Annotated in this window: 19 protein-coding genes and 1 pseudogene; 17 read left to right on the top strand and 3 right to left on the bottom strand. The window is 38.1% G+C overall.

Translation table 11 applies throughout. The annotated features are described in order from the left end of the window. Positions 1–220 precede the first annotated feature (220 nt). The 15 genes from LI074_RS11795 to LI074_RS11725 all read left to right on the top strand — a co-directional run bounded on the left by LI074_RS11795 (position 221) and on the right by LI074_RS11725 (position 15,917). A complete protein-coding gene (locus LI074_RS11795; RefSeq protein WP_008703681.1) occupies positions 221–763 on the top strand; it encodes an RNA polymerase sigma factor in 543 nt (180 codons plus the stop codon). After that, positions 757–1,863: a DUF4179 domain-containing protein gene (locus LI074_RS11790; protein WP_173698231.1), complete on the top strand. Its 1,107-nt coding sequence runs from the start codon at positions 757–759 to the stop codon at positions 1,861–1,863. The genes LI074_RS11795 and LI074_RS11790 overlap by 7 nt, the downstream gene beginning before the upstream one ends. A 381-nt stretch (positions 1,864–2,244) precedes the next feature. Beyond that, positions 2,245–2,628 (top strand): glycoside hydrolase family 95-like protein, encoded by a 384-nt coding sequence (locus LI074_RS11785; RefSeq protein ID WP_118339067.1) that lies wholly within the window; start codon positions 2,245–2,247, stop codon positions 2,626–2,628. Positions 2,629–2,903: 275 nt separating this feature from the next. Beyond that, positions 2,904–3,422: an RNA polymerase sigma factor gene (locus tag LI074_RS11780; RefSeq protein ID WP_118339070.1), complete on the top strand. Its 519-nt coding sequence runs from the start codon at positions 2,904–2,906 to the stop codon at positions 3,420–3,422. After that, complete coding sequence (locus tag LI074_RS11775) at positions 3,422–4,849, top strand: DUF4179 domain-containing protein (protein WP_118339073.1); 1,428 nt, start codon at positions 3,422–3,424, stop codon at positions 4,847–4,849. The genes LI074_RS11780 and LI074_RS11775 overlap by 1 nt, the downstream gene beginning before the upstream one ends. Before the next feature lie 27 nt (positions 4,850–4,876). Next, the gene (locus LI074_RS11770) at positions 4,877–6,415 is read left to right on the top strand and encodes a L,D-transpeptidase family protein (RefSeq protein ID WP_118339075.1); all 1,539 of its coding nucleotides are present in this window, start codon (positions 4,877–4,879) and stop codon (positions 6,413–6,415) included. Between the two features lie 296 nt (positions 6,416–6,711). Next, complete coding sequence (locus LI074_RS11765) at positions 6,712–7,152, top strand: hypothetical protein (RefSeq protein ID WP_118339078.1); 441 nt, start codon at positions 6,712–6,714, stop codon at positions 7,150–7,152. Between the two features lie 284 nt (positions 7,153–7,436). Continuing rightward, positions 7,437–7,928, top strand: coding sequence for a sigma-70 family RNA polymerase sigma factor (locus LI074_RS11760; RefSeq protein ID WP_025577142.1), 492 nt, complete (start codon positions 7,437–7,439; stop codon positions 7,926–7,928). A gap of 6 nt (positions 7,929–7,934) precedes the next feature. Further along, positions 7,935–9,761: a hypothetical protein gene (locus LI074_RS11755; protein ID WP_118339081.1), complete on the top strand. Its 1,827-nt coding sequence runs from the start codon at positions 7,935–7,937 to the stop codon at positions 9,759–9,761. A gap of 217 nt (positions 9,762–9,978) precedes the next feature. Next, the gene (locus LI074_RS11750; RefSeq protein WP_118339083.1) at positions 9,979–10,830 is read left to right on the top strand and encodes a CPBP family intramembrane glutamic endopeptidase; all 852 of its coding nucleotides are present in this window, start codon (positions 9,979–9,981) and stop codon (positions 10,828–10,830) included. Next, positions 10,814–11,590, top strand: coding sequence for a C39 family peptidase (locus LI074_RS11745; protein ID WP_173684563.1), 777 nt, complete (start codon positions 10,814–10,816; stop codon positions 11,588–11,590). The genes LI074_RS11750 and LI074_RS11745 overlap by 17 nt, the downstream gene beginning before the upstream one ends. Positions 11,591–11,601: 11 nt before the next feature. Further along, complete coding sequence (locus LI074_RS11740; protein WP_008703658.1) at positions 11,602–12,306, top strand: response regulator transcription factor; 705 nt, start codon at positions 11,602–11,604, stop codon at positions 12,304–12,306. A gap of 70 nt (positions 12,307–12,376) precedes the next feature. Beyond that, entirely contained in the window at positions 12,377–13,627 is a 1,251-nt protein-coding gene (locus LI074_RS11735; protein WP_226824733.1) for a HAMP domain-containing sensor histidine kinase, read from the top strand. Positions 13,628–13,993: 366 nt separating this feature from the next. Beyond that, positions 13,994–14,596: a transporter substrate-binding domain-containing protein gene (locus LI074_RS11730; RefSeq protein WP_226824731.1), complete on the top strand. Its 603-nt coding sequence runs from the start codon at positions 13,994–13,996 to the stop codon at positions 14,594–14,596. 208 nt (positions 14,597–14,804) lie between these two features. Beyond that, positions 14,805–15,917, top strand: coding sequence for a histidine kinase dimerization/phospho-acceptor domain-containing protein (locus LI074_RS11725; RefSeq protein WP_173698230.1), 1,113 nt, complete (start codon positions 14,805–14,807; stop codon positions 15,915–15,917). 35 nt (positions 15,918–15,952) lie between these two features. Here LI074_RS11725 and LI074_RS11720 read toward each other — a convergent pair. From LI074_RS11720 to LI074_RS11710, 3 genes and pseudogenes are all read right to left on the bottom strand, one after another. Beyond that, positions 15,953–16,456, bottom strand: a pseudogene (locus tag LI074_RS11720) (IS66 family transposase); the annotation flags it as partial. Next, a complete protein-coding gene (locus tag LI074_RS11715) occupies positions 16,359–16,838 on the bottom strand; it encodes a hypothetical protein (protein ID WP_118339092.1) in 480 nt (159 codons plus the stop codon). The gene LI074_RS11715 and the pseudogene LI074_RS11720, both read right to left, overlap by 98 nt. A 24-nt stretch (positions 16,839–16,862) precedes the next feature. Beyond that, the gene (locus LI074_RS11710) at positions 16,863–17,027 is read right to left on the bottom strand and encodes a hypothetical protein (RefSeq protein ID WP_173698229.1); all 165 of its coding nucleotides are present in this window, start codon (positions 17,025–17,027) and stop codon (positions 16,863–16,865) included. A 407-nt stretch (positions 17,028–17,434) separates the two neighbouring features. Between LI074_RS11710 and LI074_RS11705 the strand changes: the two genes are divergently transcribed. Together LI074_RS11705 and asnB are read left to right on the top strand one after the other, a co-directional pair. Beyond that, the gene (locus tag LI074_RS11705; protein WP_226824729.1) at positions 17,435–17,623 is read left to right on the top strand and encodes a hypothetical protein; all 189 of its coding nucleotides are present in this window, start codon (positions 17,435–17,437) and stop codon (positions 17,621–17,623) included. Between the two features lie 233 nt (positions 17,624–17,856). Further along, a complete protein-coding gene (asnB, locus tag LI074_RS11700) occupies positions 17,857–19,716 on the top strand; it encodes an asparagine synthase (glutamine-hydrolyzing) (RefSeq protein ID WP_118339123.1) in 1,860 nt (619 codons plus the stop codon). The last annotated feature ends 66 nt before the right edge of the window (positions 19,717–19,782 follow it).

Below are 19,782 nucleotides of genomic sequence, written 5' to 3'. Positions count from 1 at the left end.
TTTCTTTTTCTCATAAAACATGACCCCTTTCGTGTAGGAATTGCTATAATTTTTATATTTTTATTGTATCATTGTATATGTGCAAATTGTATTTTTTAAGTTACAAAATCCTGAGATAATTTTATGAGAACCAATCCTCTTCCCTATGCATCTAATTAGTGTAAAAGTAAAAAGTAAACACGTGTAGTAATCCGGCTGGACAAAAGGAGAAGACAAAGTTATGACAAAAGATGTATTTATTAAGGAGGTTCGGGATGCAGAAGCCATGCTGTATCATATATCAAAGTCCATTCTGAAGAATGACTCTGATTGTGGGGATGCTGTGCAGGAAACAATTCTTAAGGCATATGAGAAACTTCCCACCTTAAAGAAAGAAAAGTATTTTCGAACATGGATCACAAAGATATTGATCAATGAATGCAATGGGATTCTTCGGAAAAGAAAAAATGTTATTCCATATGAAGAATATATGGACAATATGAGGCTGACTGAGGAGGACAGATACAGTCATCTGTATATGGCGATTATGGAACTTCCGGAGGATCTGAGGATTTTGGTAACATTGTATTATTTAGAAGGATTCTCACAGAAAGAGATCAGTGAGGCTCTGGATATTCCGGAAGGAACGATTAAAAGCAGACTTTCCCGTGCAAGAGAGTTTTTGAAAGCACAGTTATCCGATGAAGAAGAGAAAAGACCGATGCCTGGGAAAAACAGCAAACTATCAAAGAGAATAACAGGAAAGGGGAAAATGTCATGTTAGAGAACAAATGGAATAATATAGCACCGGAAGTACCACAGGATTTTCATGATAAATTTGAAGAGACACTGAGACATATTGAGCAGGCAGATGCAGTTGATAAAAAATATAAAAGAAAAAGATTCAGTGGCCGATTACTGATTGCAGCAGCAGTGATCTGTACAGGCATGGGAGTAACAGTGGCGGCAAAAGAGTTCTTTAAATGGAATGACCATCTGTTAAAAAGATTGGAACCCTCTGAGGAACAGCAGGAAACGATGCAGGAATCAAACTATATTCAGAATATAGACCAGTCTGTAACACAAAATGGTGTGACGGTTACCCTGACAGATTCTATTCAGGATCAGGGATTCCTGTATGCTTTTTTTGAAGTGAAAACAGAGGACAGTATTTCTATGACTGATCATACTTCTTTTGAGGAGATGACACATTTTAAAATTGATGGAAAAGAAGTATATGCAGAAGATGATGACAGATTTGGAAGCCTGAGTACAGGTGTGAGCCAGGATAATCTGCTGAACTATGATCAGGATTCGGCACATTCTAAATATTTCACAGCAGGGATTTCTTATGACAGTGATTATAATCTGAGTAATAAAACTGTAGAAATCACATTGAAGAATCTTACGGAGGAAGGGGATTATGATAAGACTGTTATTACAGATGGAACATGGGATTTTAAATGGACTCTGGGTGCAGTAAAGCCTCCGACAACTCTGGAAGTGAACCGGAAATGTGATTTTGGAGGTTATGAAATCACAGTGAAAAAAATGGAAGTAACGCCCCTTTTATGGTCATTATATCTTGATTATGATGAAGCTATGAAGGTGTATGAAGATGAAAAAAACAAATTTGAGTACGCAGGTACGGACTATGGCATGGATCTTTATGTCAGAACTAGTATTGACCAGGTGCGCTATAAAGATGGAACGGTTTTAACACTTGATAGGACCATGGGAGGCATCGCTGGCGGTGGAGAAAAACAGGATAAGGAAAATGGTGTCCTGATCATCAGAAACAGCTTCCCGCAATTGGTTGATGTAGATAACCTGCAGGCGGTACATTTTGGAAACATTGACCAGTGGCTTGAAGTGCGGGAATAAAGGTTTTTTCGGTGATACAGAAAAATTCTCCCATAATTAGATAATGAGAGAATACAAAAAGAACCGATACAAGGTCTTTGCAAGACTGATATCGGTTCTTTTTGGCTAAGTCTGCCAACTGTAAAATTTTGTTTATATATTAACGCATCCTGTTCATGTACAGGAAACGGATTCTAGCGTATACTGAAATTATTGATTACAAGGTCTACATGAACTGCAAATACAGATTCCGGGTTATATCCGGAAGCCATATTTTGCACTTACTGGTAAAATCTGTAATAGTTGGCATAAAAGTTCATTACATATTCGATATAAGCTTTAAATTTTTTCATTGTCTGTTCCTCCTCTTCTTTACGGGACGGGGAACATGCACTGGGGCTTTTGAAAAACCAGCTCCGTTATACCAGGGAGGAAAATATCTCCTGTGTGGGAGGCGGCATTTATCCCAACATGCTGTGTGCACACCCTCCGTTCCAGATTGATGGGAATTTTGGCTTTGCAGCTGCAGTTGCAGAGATGCTTATCCAGAGCAGGAAAGGGTATATCCTGTTACTTCCGGCACTTCCGGATGAATGGAAGGATGGAAAAGCCCGGGGAATGAAGGCACAGGGTGACATCACAGTTGATTTTGAATGGAGAGAGGGCAGGATACACAGGGTTCGCCTCTGTTCTTCCCATGAGCAGAAAGTAACGCTGGAATGTAATGGAATTTCGAAAACAGTATTTTTAAAACCTGATGGGACAGAGAATATGATTTTTGATTGATCTGTCCTGAGGGGCTGGAATCATTGGCAGCCGTATCATGTAAAAGCACATGGTACGGCTGTTTTTAGTACCTGGAATATTTTATAGCACCTTGACTGATAATCATGAAAAGCATGGAAGTGTTCAAACTAATCTTTTGGGGATTTTCTGAGATTGTTAAAAAAAATTGCAACTTTTTTGGGAGTTTGCACGTCTAATAAGTAGAAGCACATAAAGAAAAGATTTTATACAATATTTCCTGATGACCGGTCTGATATAGGAGAAGGGAGACGACAATGAATGAGATTTTGATACGAAAAGCAAAGAAAGGCGATAAAGATGCTTTTTGTCGGCTTATAGATGAGAATGTACAGAGTATGTACAAGGTTGCAGCGGCATATCTGAAAAATGATGAAGATGTTGCGGATGCAATACAGGATACTATTCTTTCCTGCTATGAAAATTTGAAAAGTCTGAAACAGAACAGATATTTCAAGACATGGATGATCCGAATTCTGATCAATAAGTGCAAGGACATGATACAGAAGAAAAAGCTGGTTACTTATACGGATCAGATGCCGGAAACGCCTTTTCACGAAGAAAAATATGCAGCAATGGAATGGATCCAGGTCTTAGAGCCATTGGACAGTAAATACCGCTTGGTTGTTCTTCTATACTATATGGAAGGATTTGGTATCCGGGAAATCAGTGACATTCTGGATATGAAGGAAAGCACTGTAAAATCTCGTCTTTATCGTGGCAGAAAACAGATTGCAGAGATGTATGGATATAAGGTTAAGGAGGGACGTGCCTAATGATGACTTTAAATTATAATGAGAAAGACTTCCAGAAAAAACTTCAAAAGGACATAGAAATGCCGGAAATCGTGCATGAACATATTAATCAGGCATATCGTTTGATTGAAAATAACGCTGTTTTACAGAAAAAAGCATCAAAGGATCCATATCATTGGATGAAAAGTGGAGGCAGGATAGCAGGAGGGATGGCAGCGGTACTGGCAGTAGGATTTGTATTCTGTGCAATCAATCCGGTAATGGCAAAAAATGTCCCGGTTGTAGGAGGACTCTTTGAAATTTTACAGGATAATGTGAGTTTCTTTGGTGACTTTTCAGATCATGCAACAACTTTGGAAGCTGTTGATGGAACGAAGACAGATAGCAGTGAAACAGACGGAGCCAAGACAGATCATGCCAATAATGATGCTATTTACACTAAGACAGCAGATGGGCTGACAATTACATGTTCTGAGGTATATGCAAACAGCCAGGCAATTTATGTGACTATGCAGTTTAAAAGTGATAAACCGTTCCCAGAAACAGAAACTGGGGCGGAAAGTGGAACACCAGTCATTGATCTGGATATGACAGGGGGTGTGGACTTTAATTCAGAGGCTAGCCCGGTAATTGACGGTCAAGTGGAAGGAAAATTTCTGGATGATAACACCTATGCATGTATTTTCCGTTATGATTTGGCTGAAGCCGCAAAAGATTATACGGAATATAATGAGAAATACAATGAAATGACACAGCAGGTAATGGATGAGATGGGAATAACTCAGGCGGACTTAGATGATCAGACGGATGAAGGTTATGCGCTGCTGGAAGAGTTTATCAATAAATTGTCTGAACGTGGTGGAGAATATCAGAAGTACATTAAAGATATTGATATTCCAGATACCTTTAACCTGCATCTGGATATTACGAAGGTAAGAGGACTGGAAGCAAACTATCAGTGGTCAGAAGAGGATGAGAAAAAATATGGAAGGGATGCTGGCTACTACAAATATGAAGGTGACTGGAGCTTCGATATCCCGGTTACGGTAGATGATTCCCAGACAGAAGTATTGGAACTCAATGATACAAACGATGCAGGTATTGGACTTAAATCGGTGATTCGTACTCCATATGAATTGACGGTAAATGAACTTTATAAGGAAGGTTCCAACAGTGATTGCTTTATGGTAGCTCTTGATGCCAATGGAAACACACTTCCGTACAATGAGTCTACTGGAAACTGTAATAACTTCGCAATTCAGGACAGAGATATTTCTACGGTAGACATTTATTTTCTGGATTATGTCCAGTATATGGATGAGCTGAAAGGCCAGCAGAATTTTGATAATCCTACGAAAGAGGATGGACAAAAATGGAAAAAACTTCTGGAGGAGAATGCGAAGTACCATAAGACATTGCATTTTGACAATGACAATGTAAAAAACTAGTTGATATAAAAGAAAGATGAATAAGATATGAGACAAAAAGAAGTGATGGGGCAATCAATAAGAACTTCAAAATCGGCAAGACCCGGAACAATTACTTATGTGCCGATAGACAAGTCTGAATTCAGATCTACTGTATCTTCAGACAAAAAGAAAAACAAAATTATGAAAATAGTTGTAATGCTTATAGTGATGATTTTGGTTATGAGCTGTTGTGTGTATGCAGGTATATCTTATTATTACTCATATCACTTCTTTTTGGGTACGACCATCAATGGAATTGACAGTTCAAATAAGACAGCTTATGAAGTTGAGCAGGAGATTGCAGGGAAAAAGGATAACTATGTTATTCAGGTAAGTGCAAGGATGCAGGAACCTCAGACTATTACAGGTAAAGACATTGATTATCAATATGTATCCAGCGGGGAAATCCTTCAGCTGCTGAAGACTCAGAAACCATGGGAATGGATCAGAGGTTTTTTTGAAACGAAAAATTATATGGTTCAAGAAGAGACTGTTTTCAGTCGGGAAAAGCTAGAAAAACAGGTAAGTTCATTAAATTGTGCCCAAAAAGAGAATCAGATAGCACCGGAAAATGCGTATGTAAGTTTTGCTAATTCAGAATTTACTATTATGCCAGAGACAGAAGGCAGTGAATTAAATGCCAAGGAAGCTTATCAGATGATAAGCAGAGCAATTGATAATGAGGCGGCAGATGTAGATCTGGGAAGCAATCCAAAGGCTTATAAGGAAGCAGATGTGACGAGAGATAGTTCAGAACTTCAGAATATGGTAAATATGTATAATAGCCTGGCAAAAGCAAATATCACATATACATTTGGAGATGAAACGGTAACACTTGACGGGAATACCATCAAAAACTGGCTGCAGTTTGACGAGAAAGGGCAGTTGCTTCCGGATGATGGAGCCTTCAGGCAGCATGTAGTGGATTATGTGGCACAGCTTGCAGCAGATCATGATACAGTTGGTACTGAAAGACAATTTGAGACCACAAGCGGAAGGATTGTGTATGTATATGGCTCAGCCTATGGATGGAAGATTGATCAGGACAAGGAAGCAGCACAGCTCATGCAGGAAATTCAATCAGGAACCCAGACAACCAGGGAACCGGTATATTCTATGAGAGCAAATGCACATGGGATCAATGATCTCGGAGATACATATATAGAGGTAGATCTTACAGAGCAGTATATGTGGTATTATCAGAATGGAAATATTATTTTTCAATCAGAAATCGTATCCGGACTGCCAGGTGATCCGGATAGAAAAACACCCCCTGGAATATTCACACTGAATTCAAAGAGCAGTCCGTCTGTGCTGCGAGGTGAAATGACAGCAAATGGAACCTATTCTTATGAACAGCCGGTAACGTACTGGATGCCATTCAATGGAGGAATTGGCTTTCATGATGCAGACTGGCAGCCGTACTTTGGTGGTGACAGATATCTTACAGGTGGTTCTCATGGATGCATCAATCTTCCCCCGGAAAATGCCGGGCAGCTTTATAGTCTTATTCAGTATGATGTCCCGATAATTTGTTTTTACTAATTCTATATTATTCTGCCAGACGGCTTTAATTAATATGTTTTCAATCCGCCGGATATTTGTTTTTGGAAAAGAAGACCTCATTTTTAAAGAATAAAAAAATACCTGTGATGTGGGCAAAACTTTTTCAGGATCTTTTAAAAGATTGTGACCGGGAGATATATTCAAATCCGCAATTTTATACATGGAAGAAAACAAAGTAATAGCAAGTCGAATGGCTGTGTATTAAAATTAGGTAATGTAATTGAAGAAAAGATATGATATCATATGGGTAACAAATTGAACTGTGTGTGGAGGTGATGGCTGTGAAGAAAAAAGTGACAATAGTGTTGGTCATTATTAGTATTGTTGCTATAAGTACAATGATTATGTTTTCAACATATAAGTCTTCAGAAGCCTGTCGAAAAGCAAATGCCGCGATACAGTGGGATTGTTCTGTAACCTGTGCGGAAGAGTCAACGCCTGATTCTTATGTAATTACATATTCTGATGCAAAAATTTTATCCAAAACAGGCGTGTTGACGGTTCAGAACAGAAACGATTTTGACGTTATTGTGCATCTGCTCTGCGAAGGAAAACAGGAACTCGTATCTGGCAGTATTCCTGCGGGTGGCTGCTATTCTTTTCTGAACGTTACAGATGAAGAATACACGGTAGGCATCCATGCTGATGTTGATGAAAATACGGATATAAAAGTATTTGTATATGACGGAAAAGACACCGAACCATATACAAGATAATTGATAAGACAAAGGAATATTGAAAAAAATATTCGCAGATATTTTGGGATATGAAGTTCAGGAATGGATAATGGATTTAGAAGCATTAGGAATTCACTCATATGACTTGGATGATCTGGCACAAACACAGAAAATATTCCACTGCCGATAAAAAAGGCAGCTTTTCCCTATATCTACACGCCATAGGTATCGAAAACCTATGGCATTTTTTATAAAATTTTTTTCTTGAAAGCAAATTGCTGTTTTTCAAGTCTAATAATTATAAGAAGAAAAGGAGGTACGTTATGGATGCTTTAATAACAGAAGCTAAAAATGGAGATAAAGAAGCATTTGTCAGATTAATCCGGATGAATAAGCAGAGCCTGTATAAGACTGCCTGGATTTATCTTCGGGATGAGCAGGACATTGCTGATGCCCTGCAAAATACAATCCTATCCTGCTATGAAAATATACAGAGACTGAGAGAACCGAAGTATTTTAAAACCTGGCTGATGCGGATCCTTATAAATGAGTGCAAGGACATTCTCCGCCAAAAGAACCATGCAGCAGAACTGGATGATTTTGCAGAAGGGGTACATTGTGAAGAACTGAATCTCTGTGAATGGAAACAATTGCTTTTATGCCTGGATGAAGAAAGTAGGAAAATCGTGGAACTCTATTATTTTGATGAGTTTTCAGTTAAGGAAATCAGTGCCCTTCTTGAAATGAACAGCAATACCGTATCAACCAAACTTTCCCGGGCAAGAGCAAAATTAAAAAAGGTGATCAGGAGGTGAGACTATATGAAGGAAATCAGAAGGATTTTAAAAGAAGAAACTACAATACCAGAAAATATTGATAAAGCTATGGAAGATGTTCTGAGTGGAATTTTAAATTCCCCAGATGAGAAAACAACGGGGGATTTAAGTAAAAAAACAGATGGAGAAAGAACGAAAAATTCAGGAAATAAGAAAAAAATAATTCGGATTCTTCTTCCGGTAGCTGCTATATTAGGAGTTAGTACTGGTGTACTTGCAACAAATATCGGACGACTGTATAAAGAACTTGAGCAACAGGGGGTCACTGAACAGGAAGCAGCTCAAATGGTTGTCACAGAACCTGAGTCAACTGCAGAAAATATTACTTCTTATTCAATAACGCCCGAGGAGGTCGATTGGAATCAGTCCATGCTGACTGTTAAAGAAGCGTATTTTGATGGCGGCGGTTTAAGTTTTCTCGGAGAACCTTCCACTGAGGCAAAGAATTATATGATCGGTTGCCGTGATCATGCAACGGTGAATGGAAAAGATGCACTGGCTTCTTTAAATAAAATAGAAGGGGAAGATCTTTATTATGGGCATATTACTTTGTATGATGACGCTTTGATTGAGAAAATATTAAAAGAAGATTCTGAAGTAGAACTTTCCATGACTATTCAGGCATATCCTGTTTATGACGGTAAGATTTATTATACCTGGAAAGACACTGAAGCTTACGAAAAGATTTTTAAAATTGGTTCTTTTACAGATTCAGAAGGAAGGGTTTCTTATGCACTTCCTGCGGAGGACGTTTACAGAGGATATACGCCTCAGACCCTTACGTTAACCCTCCCATTAAAGGATGAAGTAAGGGATATCATTGAAAAATATAGAAAAGAAGGGAAATTGCAGGCTGCTGACACCGGAATAGAACCATCTTCGGGTGAGAGTACGCAGAACACAACAGATTTGGAAAGTTCGTCAAATACTACGAGTGTAAATGAAAAATATGATCCGGAAAAAACAATGTTGCAGGTAAAGGAAAACCATGTAACAGCTTCTCTGCCGGGAAAATCAGGAACCCTTACGATAGAAGCTGATATTACCGGAAATACCGATGACGTTTCAAAGGGAGTTCTGAAAAAATGCAATATATCAGAGAAAGACATCTGCTCCTGGTTTGGCGGGAAAGATGGATGGGAAAAATCTGTAACAGATGAAACGGTCTGGGAAAATAAAGAAAAAGGACTGCAGTTATTTATTTCGGATGGGATGATAGAGTGTGATGGATTAAGTGAAAAAGATTTGGGATTTTTAGGTGAGAATACAGAAGATGAGAAATTAAATATTATAAATCAACTGTTTTCCAAAGCTGATTTAGCTGGAACTTCTGTAAGAAAATCAATTAGCAACATGACGGAAGGATATGATTATTACGACACAGAAGTTATGTTGAATGGAATACCGACAGGTGGACTTTCCCAGTATCATTACCAGGGAAGCGCAGGATTTGGTCTCAAGCTTGAAGACTGTTATTTCAAAATACCGATCCCGCTTCAGGTGAAAGAGAAAGAAACAGTTACTATGCTTTCCATGGAAGAAATTATGAAATCGGTGGGACAATATGTAAAAGAAGGAAAAATTGGATTTTTTACGGAAGAGGACACGACGGAAAAAACAGAACCAATCACGATTCCAGTTACGAAAATTCGTCTGAAATATTATATTGATGAAACCACAGATGGAATTGTTTACAGGCCTGTATGGAGTTTTTGCTGTCCTTACCAATGGAAGGATTCACCAGAAGAACAGGAATTGTTTTATATAGACGGAGAAACCGGAGCTTTGATCCGGGACGCATTCGGATGGTAGACATGAAAAACAAATTTTATGGGAAACATGACCATGGATGATGCTATAGCTTCTAAGGCAAAGCTTTCGTCATAGGCTTTGCATCTGCTTGAAGATAGTTAAGAATAGTTAAGGTACAGTTAAATGAACAGGTAAGAATTAAATGTTATTGTATAAGTACATTCTAAGAGATAACTCTTAGAAAATAATACATGAGGAGAAAAGTAAAGGAGCATTTATGAAAATAAAATGTACGTTCCATATTGCAATAGCATTCATTCTTATTCAGCTTACGGATGAATTTAGTATAGCATTTGCATATGGGATATGTGAGAAGAATCCATATGTGAGAATTCTATATGTGACATTTGCGATTTTGAGCCTGCTGACCATGATATATTTATATACGAAGTATATTATAAGAATTCAAATGCAGGATTTGTTTTTAGGAATGCCGCTTCCGAAAAAAAAGTGGTGTATAACAGCGGTATTAATGCCGGTATTAATATGCCTTTTTTATATATTTTTTACAAAGGGAACATTTGAAAAAGGAAACCTTACATATAAAGAAATCATAGATGTAGTTACAATTTCTATTTTATCATCAGGTATTAAAGCGGCAGTAACAGAAGAAATTGTCTTTCGTGGTATGATTTTAAGATTGCTTCAGAATACTTTTGGAAAGAAATGTGCAGTGTTTGTTTCAAGTTTTTTATTCGCTGTTTATCATTTTGATGGGATTGATACTTCTGATATAGAAAAAGTAATTATGATGATTATTTCTGTTGAAATTGCAGGAATTGCATTGGCACTTGTTACAGAGCAGACAGGTTCTATATGGTCTTCGGTTATGATTCATTGTCTGTATAATATTCTATCAGGAGAAAGCCAGATTTTTCATATTGACGTGGCACAGAACTTTCCTGCAATATGGATGTATACTGTAAATAGTAAAAATATGTTGCTTACAGGAATTAATGGTTCGGTAGGGTTTACAGCTTCAATTCCAACAATGGCAGGATTTACCGGGATCATATTAATGGTGATTTATGATGAAAAAAAGAAAAAAACATATGGGAAAAAGTTGTAGTAAAATTATTCTTCTGATTTTAATTCTGGCAGCATGGATAGTTGTGACAGTAAGAGCGAAAAAAACTGAAGAGGGTATTATATTGACAGACGCTTACAAAAAACAGATAATGGAAAGTGCAGAGTGGAAGAAGATATTTTTACATACAGAAAATTATCCGGATATTCTTTTAGAGGATTTAAAAAGAAATCCGGAAATGCTGGAATTTGTCGAAGGATACAATGATGTACATAAGAAGTCTTCTGAAGGACTTACATTTGAGGAACGGAAGAAAAAAGTTCCTTTATTTATTCAATGGGATAAAAGATGGGGATATGAACCTTATGGAACAAGTGATATAGGAATTTCCGGATGTGGTCCGACGTGCATGGCAATGGTAATATACAGTTTAACCAGAAATACAGAGGCAACACCACCTGTGCTTGCGCAAAAATCCATGAACGAGGGATATTATGTAGAGGGTATTGGAACATCCTGGAAATTCATGAGAGAAGCTGCTTTGGATTACGGTGTAATTGCTTCGCAATTTGATATGCTGGGAGAACAGGAAATGGCCGACAGACTTAAAGATGGAAATCTGATAATCTGTGCTATGGGTCCCGGAGATTTTACAAATTCAGGGCATTTTATTGTTATTTATGATTATTCCAGAAAGAAATTTTCTGTAAACGATCCATTCAGCTATACAAACAGTTCAAAAAAATGGGAATATACGACCCTGATTTCTCAATGTCAGCAAATATGGGTATATGCAGTTTAGAAGACGAAAGGATGAAAATGGATAATCATATTTTGGTTGTAGAAGATGATGCAGCAATTAGAGAAGGAGTGAGGATACTTCTTGAAGGTGAGGGATATATTGTTCAGGAAGCAGAGGATGGATATCAGTGTTTGAAAAAAGTATCAGATGATATTGACCTTGTTATTCTTGATATTATGATGCCGGGAATATCCGGGATAAAAACTTGTGAAGAAATTCGAAAAATCTCACATGTTCCAGTGTTGTTTCTGACAGCCAAAAGTCAGGAATCTGATAAATTACTCGGACTTATGGCAGGAGGTGATGACTATCTCGTGAAACCATTTTCGTATGCGGAACTTCTTGCCCGGGTTAAAGCGTTACTACGAAGATATCATGTATATAGTCAGACATTACAAGGTGAGAAGACAAAAGAACATTGGATTGAATATGGAAAAGTAAAAGTGAATACTCAATGTAATGAGGTATTCCGCAATGAAAAGGAAATCAGTCTCAGAGAAATGGAATACAGAATCTTATTGCTTATGATGGAAAACCCGAAAAAGGTATTCTCGGTAAAAAATCTTTATGAGAGTTTGTGGGAGGAGCCGTTCTTATATTCATCTGGAAATACTGTTATGGTGCATATCCGAAGATTACGAATGAAAATCGAAGATGATCCACAAAAGCCAAAGATGATTCAAACCGTATGGGGAAAGGGATATCGCCTTGGATAAAATTTGCGGAAATAGTTTGACAGGCAAGATAATTTGCTATCTTATGCAGGGGTTATTAGCAGGTTTATTAGTGTTAAGCGTGACATATTTCGGGGGAAAGGGGTTACTGCAACGCTTTTTCTTTCGTACAGGATATGTTTATGCTGAAGAGACAGAACGTGCAGAAGAACTTCAGGAGTATGTTACACAAAATAAGTTGAGTGCATCTGATTATAAAATGTTGAAAAAATGGGGTACAGAACGAAATATTGATGACTTCACGATTTCAAGGGGAAAATGGCTGTTGTTTGATATTTCCTACAACGGAAAAATTATGTATGGCAGCAGAGAAATACCAAATCTGACATGGAGAATGTACCACAGAATTTCATTTAAGGATGGAACGGCAGATGTATATATATATGAAGGAACAGCGGATAAATATTTTAACATATTGATGGTCTTTTCTGTTGTACTTGGAGTCGCGGCGTGTATTGGAATTGTTGTATCTGGAATGTATGAGAATGTAAAATATATACAATGCCTTATGAAAGAGGTAAATATAATCAGCAGAGGAAATTTGCAGGGGAATGTAACTGTTCAGGGAACAGATGAAATTGCACAGTTAGCCAGTGGACTGGAACATATGAGACAAACATTGGTGAAAAAAGAGCAGATAGAGTATGACCTGAAGAGTGCACAGGAGAAGCTGGTGTTAGGAATGTCACATGATCTGCGTACTCCTCTGACTGGTTTGATGGCATATCTTGAGATTCTAAAAAAGCAGCAAAAAGAAGGTGCGGTTACTCAGGAATATATAAATAAAGCCTTTGATCGTGTACTTCAGATCAGAGATTTGTCGGAGCAGATGTTTGAATATTTTTTTGTAAATTCACGACACCATATAGAACTGGAACCTGCAGAAGATATTATGTGTGCTTTTGGTGATTATCTTTCTGAACTGTGTGCTTTACTGGAATATGAAGGATTTAAAGTAAATACAGATCGGTTGGAGTGGAGACAGATATCTGTATGTATAAATACAGATTTTATTGGCAGAATTATGAATAATATTATTTCTAATATTGAAAAATATGGAAAACATGAAAATGAGGTATGTATACAGCTTTGTTATGGGAATGAAGAAGTAGGAATCAGTATTCAAAATAGTATTACCAGGTTTGATTCTGAGCATCAAAAAACAGGGATTGGGTTGCACAATATTTCTATTATGATGGAGCAGATGGATGGGCGAATGGAAGTTAACGCAGACGATTTAACTTATTGTATAGTTTTGTATTTTCCAGAGAAAAAAGAGTATCATAAAATTTCAAAAGTATAGAGAAATCTGTTGGCATAGACGCCTGCTCAGGCAGACAATCATAAACAAGGTATCCGCAGAGTAGAAAATTATTTACACGCCATAGGCATTGGAAAAAACCTATGGCGCTTTTTATGTCCATTTCTGAAGGAATACCGGAAATAAAACTGGCAAAAGTAAAAATGAAGATGGAGTTTCAGAGGGAAAGTGAAGGAGTACTACTCTGAGTGAAATCTACATAACATGATCCACTTGAAAAATCACCTGTTCTTTTTAAAATTTTGTGCATGTTTTGTATTATATCTTTTATGTAAATTCAGTATAAACAGAGTTATTATAATGACGTAAAATCCAAAAAAATCAGAGAAAATTGTTGAGGTACATAGCATGAAATCTAAGTACATGGCAGTAATACCGTTTTTGTTTGCTTTTGGGATATTACTGATATCAGGATGTTCAGTTACAACACAGAAAAGTACATCTTCACAGGAAAATATGCCAGAGATAATCATTGGAAGTGACGATTTTCCACCTTTTAATTATTCCGATGAAAATGGGGAACCGGCAGGGATTGATGTTGACATTGCAAATGAAGCTCTGGGGCGCCTTGGTTATAAGCCGGTATTTACAAAGATTGTATGGGATGATAAAGATAAAGACCTGGAAAATAAGGAGATAGACTGTTTATGGGGGTGCTTTTCCATGGATGGCCGGGAGAATGATTATAAGTGGGCAGGTCCATATATGGTGAGCCGGCAGGTCGTTGCAGTCAATGAAAACAGTAATATAAAGAAGCTTAGTGATCTGTCGGGAAAAGTAATCGCAGTACAGGCTTCCACAAAGCCTGAGGATATCTTTCTTAACAGGATGAATCCTGCTATTCCATTGGTAAAAGATGTGTATAGCTTAGAAAACCGAAAACTGCTTTTTACCTCTCTTGGAAAAGGTTATGTTGATGCCATAGCAGCTCATGAAACCTCCGTACAATAGTATATAAAAGATTACGGGGCAAAGATAAGAATCCTGGACGAAGCTATCCTGACTACAGGAATTGGAGTAGCTTTTCCTGAAAACACGGATAGTGAACTTCCGGAAAAACTCACAGAAATCTTTAAAGAAATGAGAAAAGATGGAAGTGAAGAGAAAATTCTAAAAAAATATCTTCCCGAAACCAGTGGATATCTGGAGGTGGACAAAATTGAAAATAACTAAACTGTCCAGACGGCAGATTCAAATCATCATTATTACTACAGGACTGCTTCTGTTTCTGATAACTATAGTTTATTCTGTAAAAACCGATATAAAAGCAGTTGCCAGGCAAATGGACGAGACTCTGAAATATGTGAAAGAACAATGTTATATTTATAACAGATATAATGAAGCATCCCAAACAAAAGGTTTAATGCGTGCAATTGAAAATGCTCAGCAGGTTAATCGTAATCTGACGTATACAAAGGATGAAGTTACGAAGGATAAGCTGAAAACATATGCAGAGGAGCAGAAACTTACCGGAATTATTATACTTGATGTAAACGGAAAGGTAAAATGTGAATACAGTACAGACAATCTTAATTCCCGGGCTTTACAGAATGAGATTCAAAAGAAAACAGTACTTGATGTAGTTGCTTATCCCCGAAAAACATATGCTGCAAGTATCGTTCTTGAGGATGGATCACAGGTGGATCTGGCTGCATATGGACGTTCTGACGAAAAAGGCATAATTATTACTTTTTATCATACAACGGCTGAGTATGCCAGAAACTATAATCTTACGATCCAGAGCCTTTTTAGTGGCTATGATACATATTCCAGCGGAATGATTGTTGTAACAGATGGAAAAAATGTGGTTGCTTCAAACGACGAAAATCTGATTGGACTGAGCTCTGAAGGTATTAATATTATCCAACAGGTAAAACAGAAACCAGCTAACAAACTGGTCCGTGTTTCAGACAGAAAATGTAGATATATTGGCAGAATGACTAAGGGGCGTGATTATTATGTTTATATGTTTATAGATGAGCAAATGGCGTTTGCTTCTGTTTTTAAAAACCTGTTGGTCGTGTTACTGTTGTATATCTTTGTGGTTGCTTCCGTATTTGCCTTCCGCAGGAGATCAAATGCGCAATTGTTGAAGATTCAGATGATGCAGGAAGAAGCCTATAAGCAGAAACTTTTGCAAGAAGCTCAGAGGGCTGACATGGCAAATAATGCAAAAACAGAATTTCTGCAGCGAATGAGTCATGATATCCGAACTCCTATTAACGGAATCCGTGGCATGATCGAGGTAGCTGATTATTATAAAGATGATTAAAAAAAGCAAGATGAGTGCCGCAGGAAAATATGGGATGAGACTATTTCCGGATCTGGTCCGTGTGGCTGCCGGCATCCATTTCGGAAGTGGACCATTTCCTGCACCAATGCATGCATTTTTTTATTCCAGGTACGGTTTGGCTCGTTCTCTATGCTGGCTTTCAGATACCGCAGTACATGGGCAAGGCATTCCTGATGATCTGCTCCATAATTATAAAAGGTAATATCATGGTCATGGACAAGGATCCCCTGATAGTCTTCTGTAACCGTACCCTTTACTCCTTCGTGTCCCTTTTTCTCGCGGGCAAAGTACAGGGCTTTTCCGTCCGGTGTTGCACAGACATATGCCTGGCAGCTCTTTCCGTTTTCCCTGGCATTTGTACAATCTGTATGCATAACAGGGGAAAGCAGCATATCTGCATAGGCAGACCTGCGTTCAGGTTCAGTTTTTAAAGCAAACTCCCGGTTTAGTCTGCTTATCATGCCTTTGGAAATATTCAGTTTTCCACCCGTCAGGTCGGACAGAAATGCCCTGTTCTTCTTCCAGTCTGGATGCCGTTTCATAAAACTGATGTCTGAAAACGGCTGCTTTATCCAGTGCATCATCTCTTTGTTTTTCTGCATTCAGTGCACGGATCTCCATTTTTCGGAGTTCCTGCGCGGACCTTTTTTGTGCCTTTTCAAACTCCCGGAGCATATCCTCCAGTACCTGAAACCAGTAATTGCGCACACGGATCGTTTCTTTGTACGCATCTGCAAGTTCTTTTTTCAGCTTCTCAATCTTATGTTCATAAACGTTGTACTCTTTCTGATGAAGTTCTTCTAACTGGATATATCTTTCACCAGATTCCAGTTCTTTGTTTCTGCGTTGTGCAGCTTTCAGCCGACACATGAGAGTGATATGATCATAAGTATCAGGCATACGTTTTCCTCCGGTACAGTCCTGCTAAACACTGCTGACGATATCTGTGATCTTTGAGATATGATCCTCGAGATATTCGATCAGCTCTTTCTGTTTCTGGATGAATTTCTCCTGGATCTCGATCTGCCTGAGATAGCCGTCAAGAAGTTCATCACGTTTTTTTAGTTCCTGTATAAAATCAATCTCCATAAAAACAACCTCTCTTTCTTGAAAAAAGTATAGCAGAAATGCAGGAAAAAAGCGAATTTCCGGAAATGACCCATTGGGCAATCTGACTGTGGATAAATCTCCATTATAAGATTGGAAATGAGTAGATATAAGGCCTCTGTCTGAAAGAATGGATAGGATTCGGTGTATAACTTTTGTGAAAAAGAACAGCAGAAAAAACTATAAATACAGTTTTTTCTGCTGAAGATAATTATCCACAAAATAAAGAAAATAATTTCGTCACTTTTTACAATGACTTATACATACCTTTGAACAGTAACAAACTAAAAGCGAAATCTCTGATGAGAATGGAAACAGCTATACAGAAATAGACTGATATGATATAATAAAATCGTTCCTACATTTGTAGAAAGAGGGAGAATGAGAGCGTGAAAAAAACATATCAGAGACTTCCAGAATCAGAACTGGATATTATGCTTGTTCTTTGGAATAATACACCTCTGATGAACAGAATGGAAATTGTAGCAGCAGGTGAAGGTGATGAAGAATCCAGAGTCCTTTACAATAACGGAGACGGAACCTGGATCGATGAGAACGGAAATCTTCATGAAGAGTAAATGAAAAGAAACGTTTTCCGTAAGCAAATAAGGGAATGGAAAACATTTCTTTTTTTATAAAATGTTATATGAGATATAAAAGCTATTTTGAAATATAAGTATTTGATAAGAAAGACATTTTTATTTTACAACAAACAGACATTTTTATGATAAAATATCGGTAAAAATAATTTTGGACTGTAACAAAAGTCGTTGCAGTGTCTAAACTACATCAAATGGATACGGAGGAAAAAATGTGCGGGATTTGTGGATTTACAGGTTACAGACAGGATCAGAAGACAGTAATTGAAAGGATGATGAAGGCCATTGAACATAGAGGCCCGGATAGTGAAGGCTCTTTTTGCAGGGAGAAGATTACGCTGGGCTTTCGAAGACTTAGTATTATTGATTTAGAAGATGGGCAGCAGCCTATGGAAAGTGCGGACGGAAACCTGCATATTGTTTTTAATGGGGAAATCTATGATTATAAGGAACTGCGGGCAGAACTTGAGGCTTCCGGCATTTCTTTCTGTACCCATTCTGACACGGAAGTTCTGGTAAATACCATTCAACAGTATGGGGAGAAGGCACTGGATAAGCTCAGGGGAATGTTTGGGTTTGCAGTATGGAATGAAAAAGAGCAGACTTTGATGCTTGCAAGGGATTTCTTTGGAATTAAGCCTGTGTACTATGCCGAAATAGATGGACACTTTGTATTTGCTTCTGAAATTAAGAGTATTCTTGCATTTCCAGGCTATGAAAGAAAAGTAAATCAGAAGGCCCTAGAGCAGTATTTGTCATTTCAATATGCCCCTCTGGAAGAGACCTTTTTTAAGGGAATCTATAAACTTATGCCCGGACATATGCTTTTATATAAAAACGGAAACTATGAAATAAAGACTTATTTCAAAACAAAGCTTACACCTGGCAAGTGGAACCGTAAGACGAATATGGATCAGCTGCGGAGCCAGCTTGCAGAGATTTTAAAGGATTCGGTGAAGCACCACATGTTAAGCGATGTGGAAGTCGGCGCGTTTTTATCCGGGGGAGTGGACTCCGGGTATCTGGCTTCTGCCTCCGGCGCAGATCAGGCATTCACAGTGGGATTTGATGAGGGAGACCGATATAGTGAAGTAAACAAAGCTGCCAAAGTGGCAGAAAAAGCAGGCTTGAAACACCATGTGAAAATCATATCCAAGCAGGAATTCTGGGACGCCCTTCCAGATGTGATGTATCATATGGATGAACCACTTGGGGATGCCTCTGCAGTTGCACTTTATTTTCTTTCCAAGGAGGCTGCCGGACATGTTAAGGTAGTCCTTTCCGGGGAAGGCGCAGATGAACTTTTCGGTGGATACAATATTTACAGAGAGCCTGAAGCATTAAAGAAAGTTGCCTGGATTCCGTTCGTGCTCAGACGCGCTGTCAGAAAACTGGCTGCAAAGCTGCCAGATGTGAAAGGACGGGATTTCCTTATCCGCGCAGGAATGAAAGTAGAAGAACGCTTCATCGGAAATGCATATATTTACTGTGAAAAAGAGAAAGCACAGATTTTGAAAAATAAAGTAACAGGACCTTCCACGCAGGAATATTTAAGTCAATTTTATGAAGAGCTTGAGTCAGAAAACAGAGGCTCACTTCAAGACATGGAAAAAATGCAGTCTATAGATCTGAACTACTGGCTTCCTGGCGATATTTTGCAGAAAGCAGATAAAATGAGCATGGCACATTCCCTGGAAGTCAGGGTACCATTTCTGGATAAAGAAGTTTTTAACTTTGCAGCAAAGCTTCCGAAAGAAGCCAAGATTGCAGCAGGTACAACCAAATATATTTTCCGTAAAGCTGTTTCAGAATTTCTTCCACAGGAAACCAATGAACGGAAGAAACTTGGTTTTCCCATTCCAATCCGTGTGTGGCTGCGGCAGAATGACTGGTATCAGATGGTAACAGATTTATTTACCTCGAAAGAAGCAGAAGAATTTTTCCATACAGAGAAACTGCTCCAGCTCCTGAACGACCATAAAGATAAAAAAGCAGATAACAGCCGTAAAATCTGGACAGTTTTAACATTCCTTATCTGGTACGATAGATTTTTTACTACATGTTCGAAGTGAGAGAGTTGGTTATGAGACGGTAATAATACCTAAATGGATATTCACAAAGAAAAAATAGAAGATAGG

Origin of the sequence: Blautia sp. MSK18_10, from assembly GCF_020553185.1 — a bacterium.
In the GTDB taxonomy this organism is placed as follows: Bacteria; Bacillota; Clostridia; order Lachnospirales; family Lachnospiraceae; genus Blautia_A; species Blautia_A wexlerae.
The sequence above is the reverse complement of the archived record's forward strand: the minus strand, read 5'-3'. Positions and strand labels throughout refer to the sequence as shown.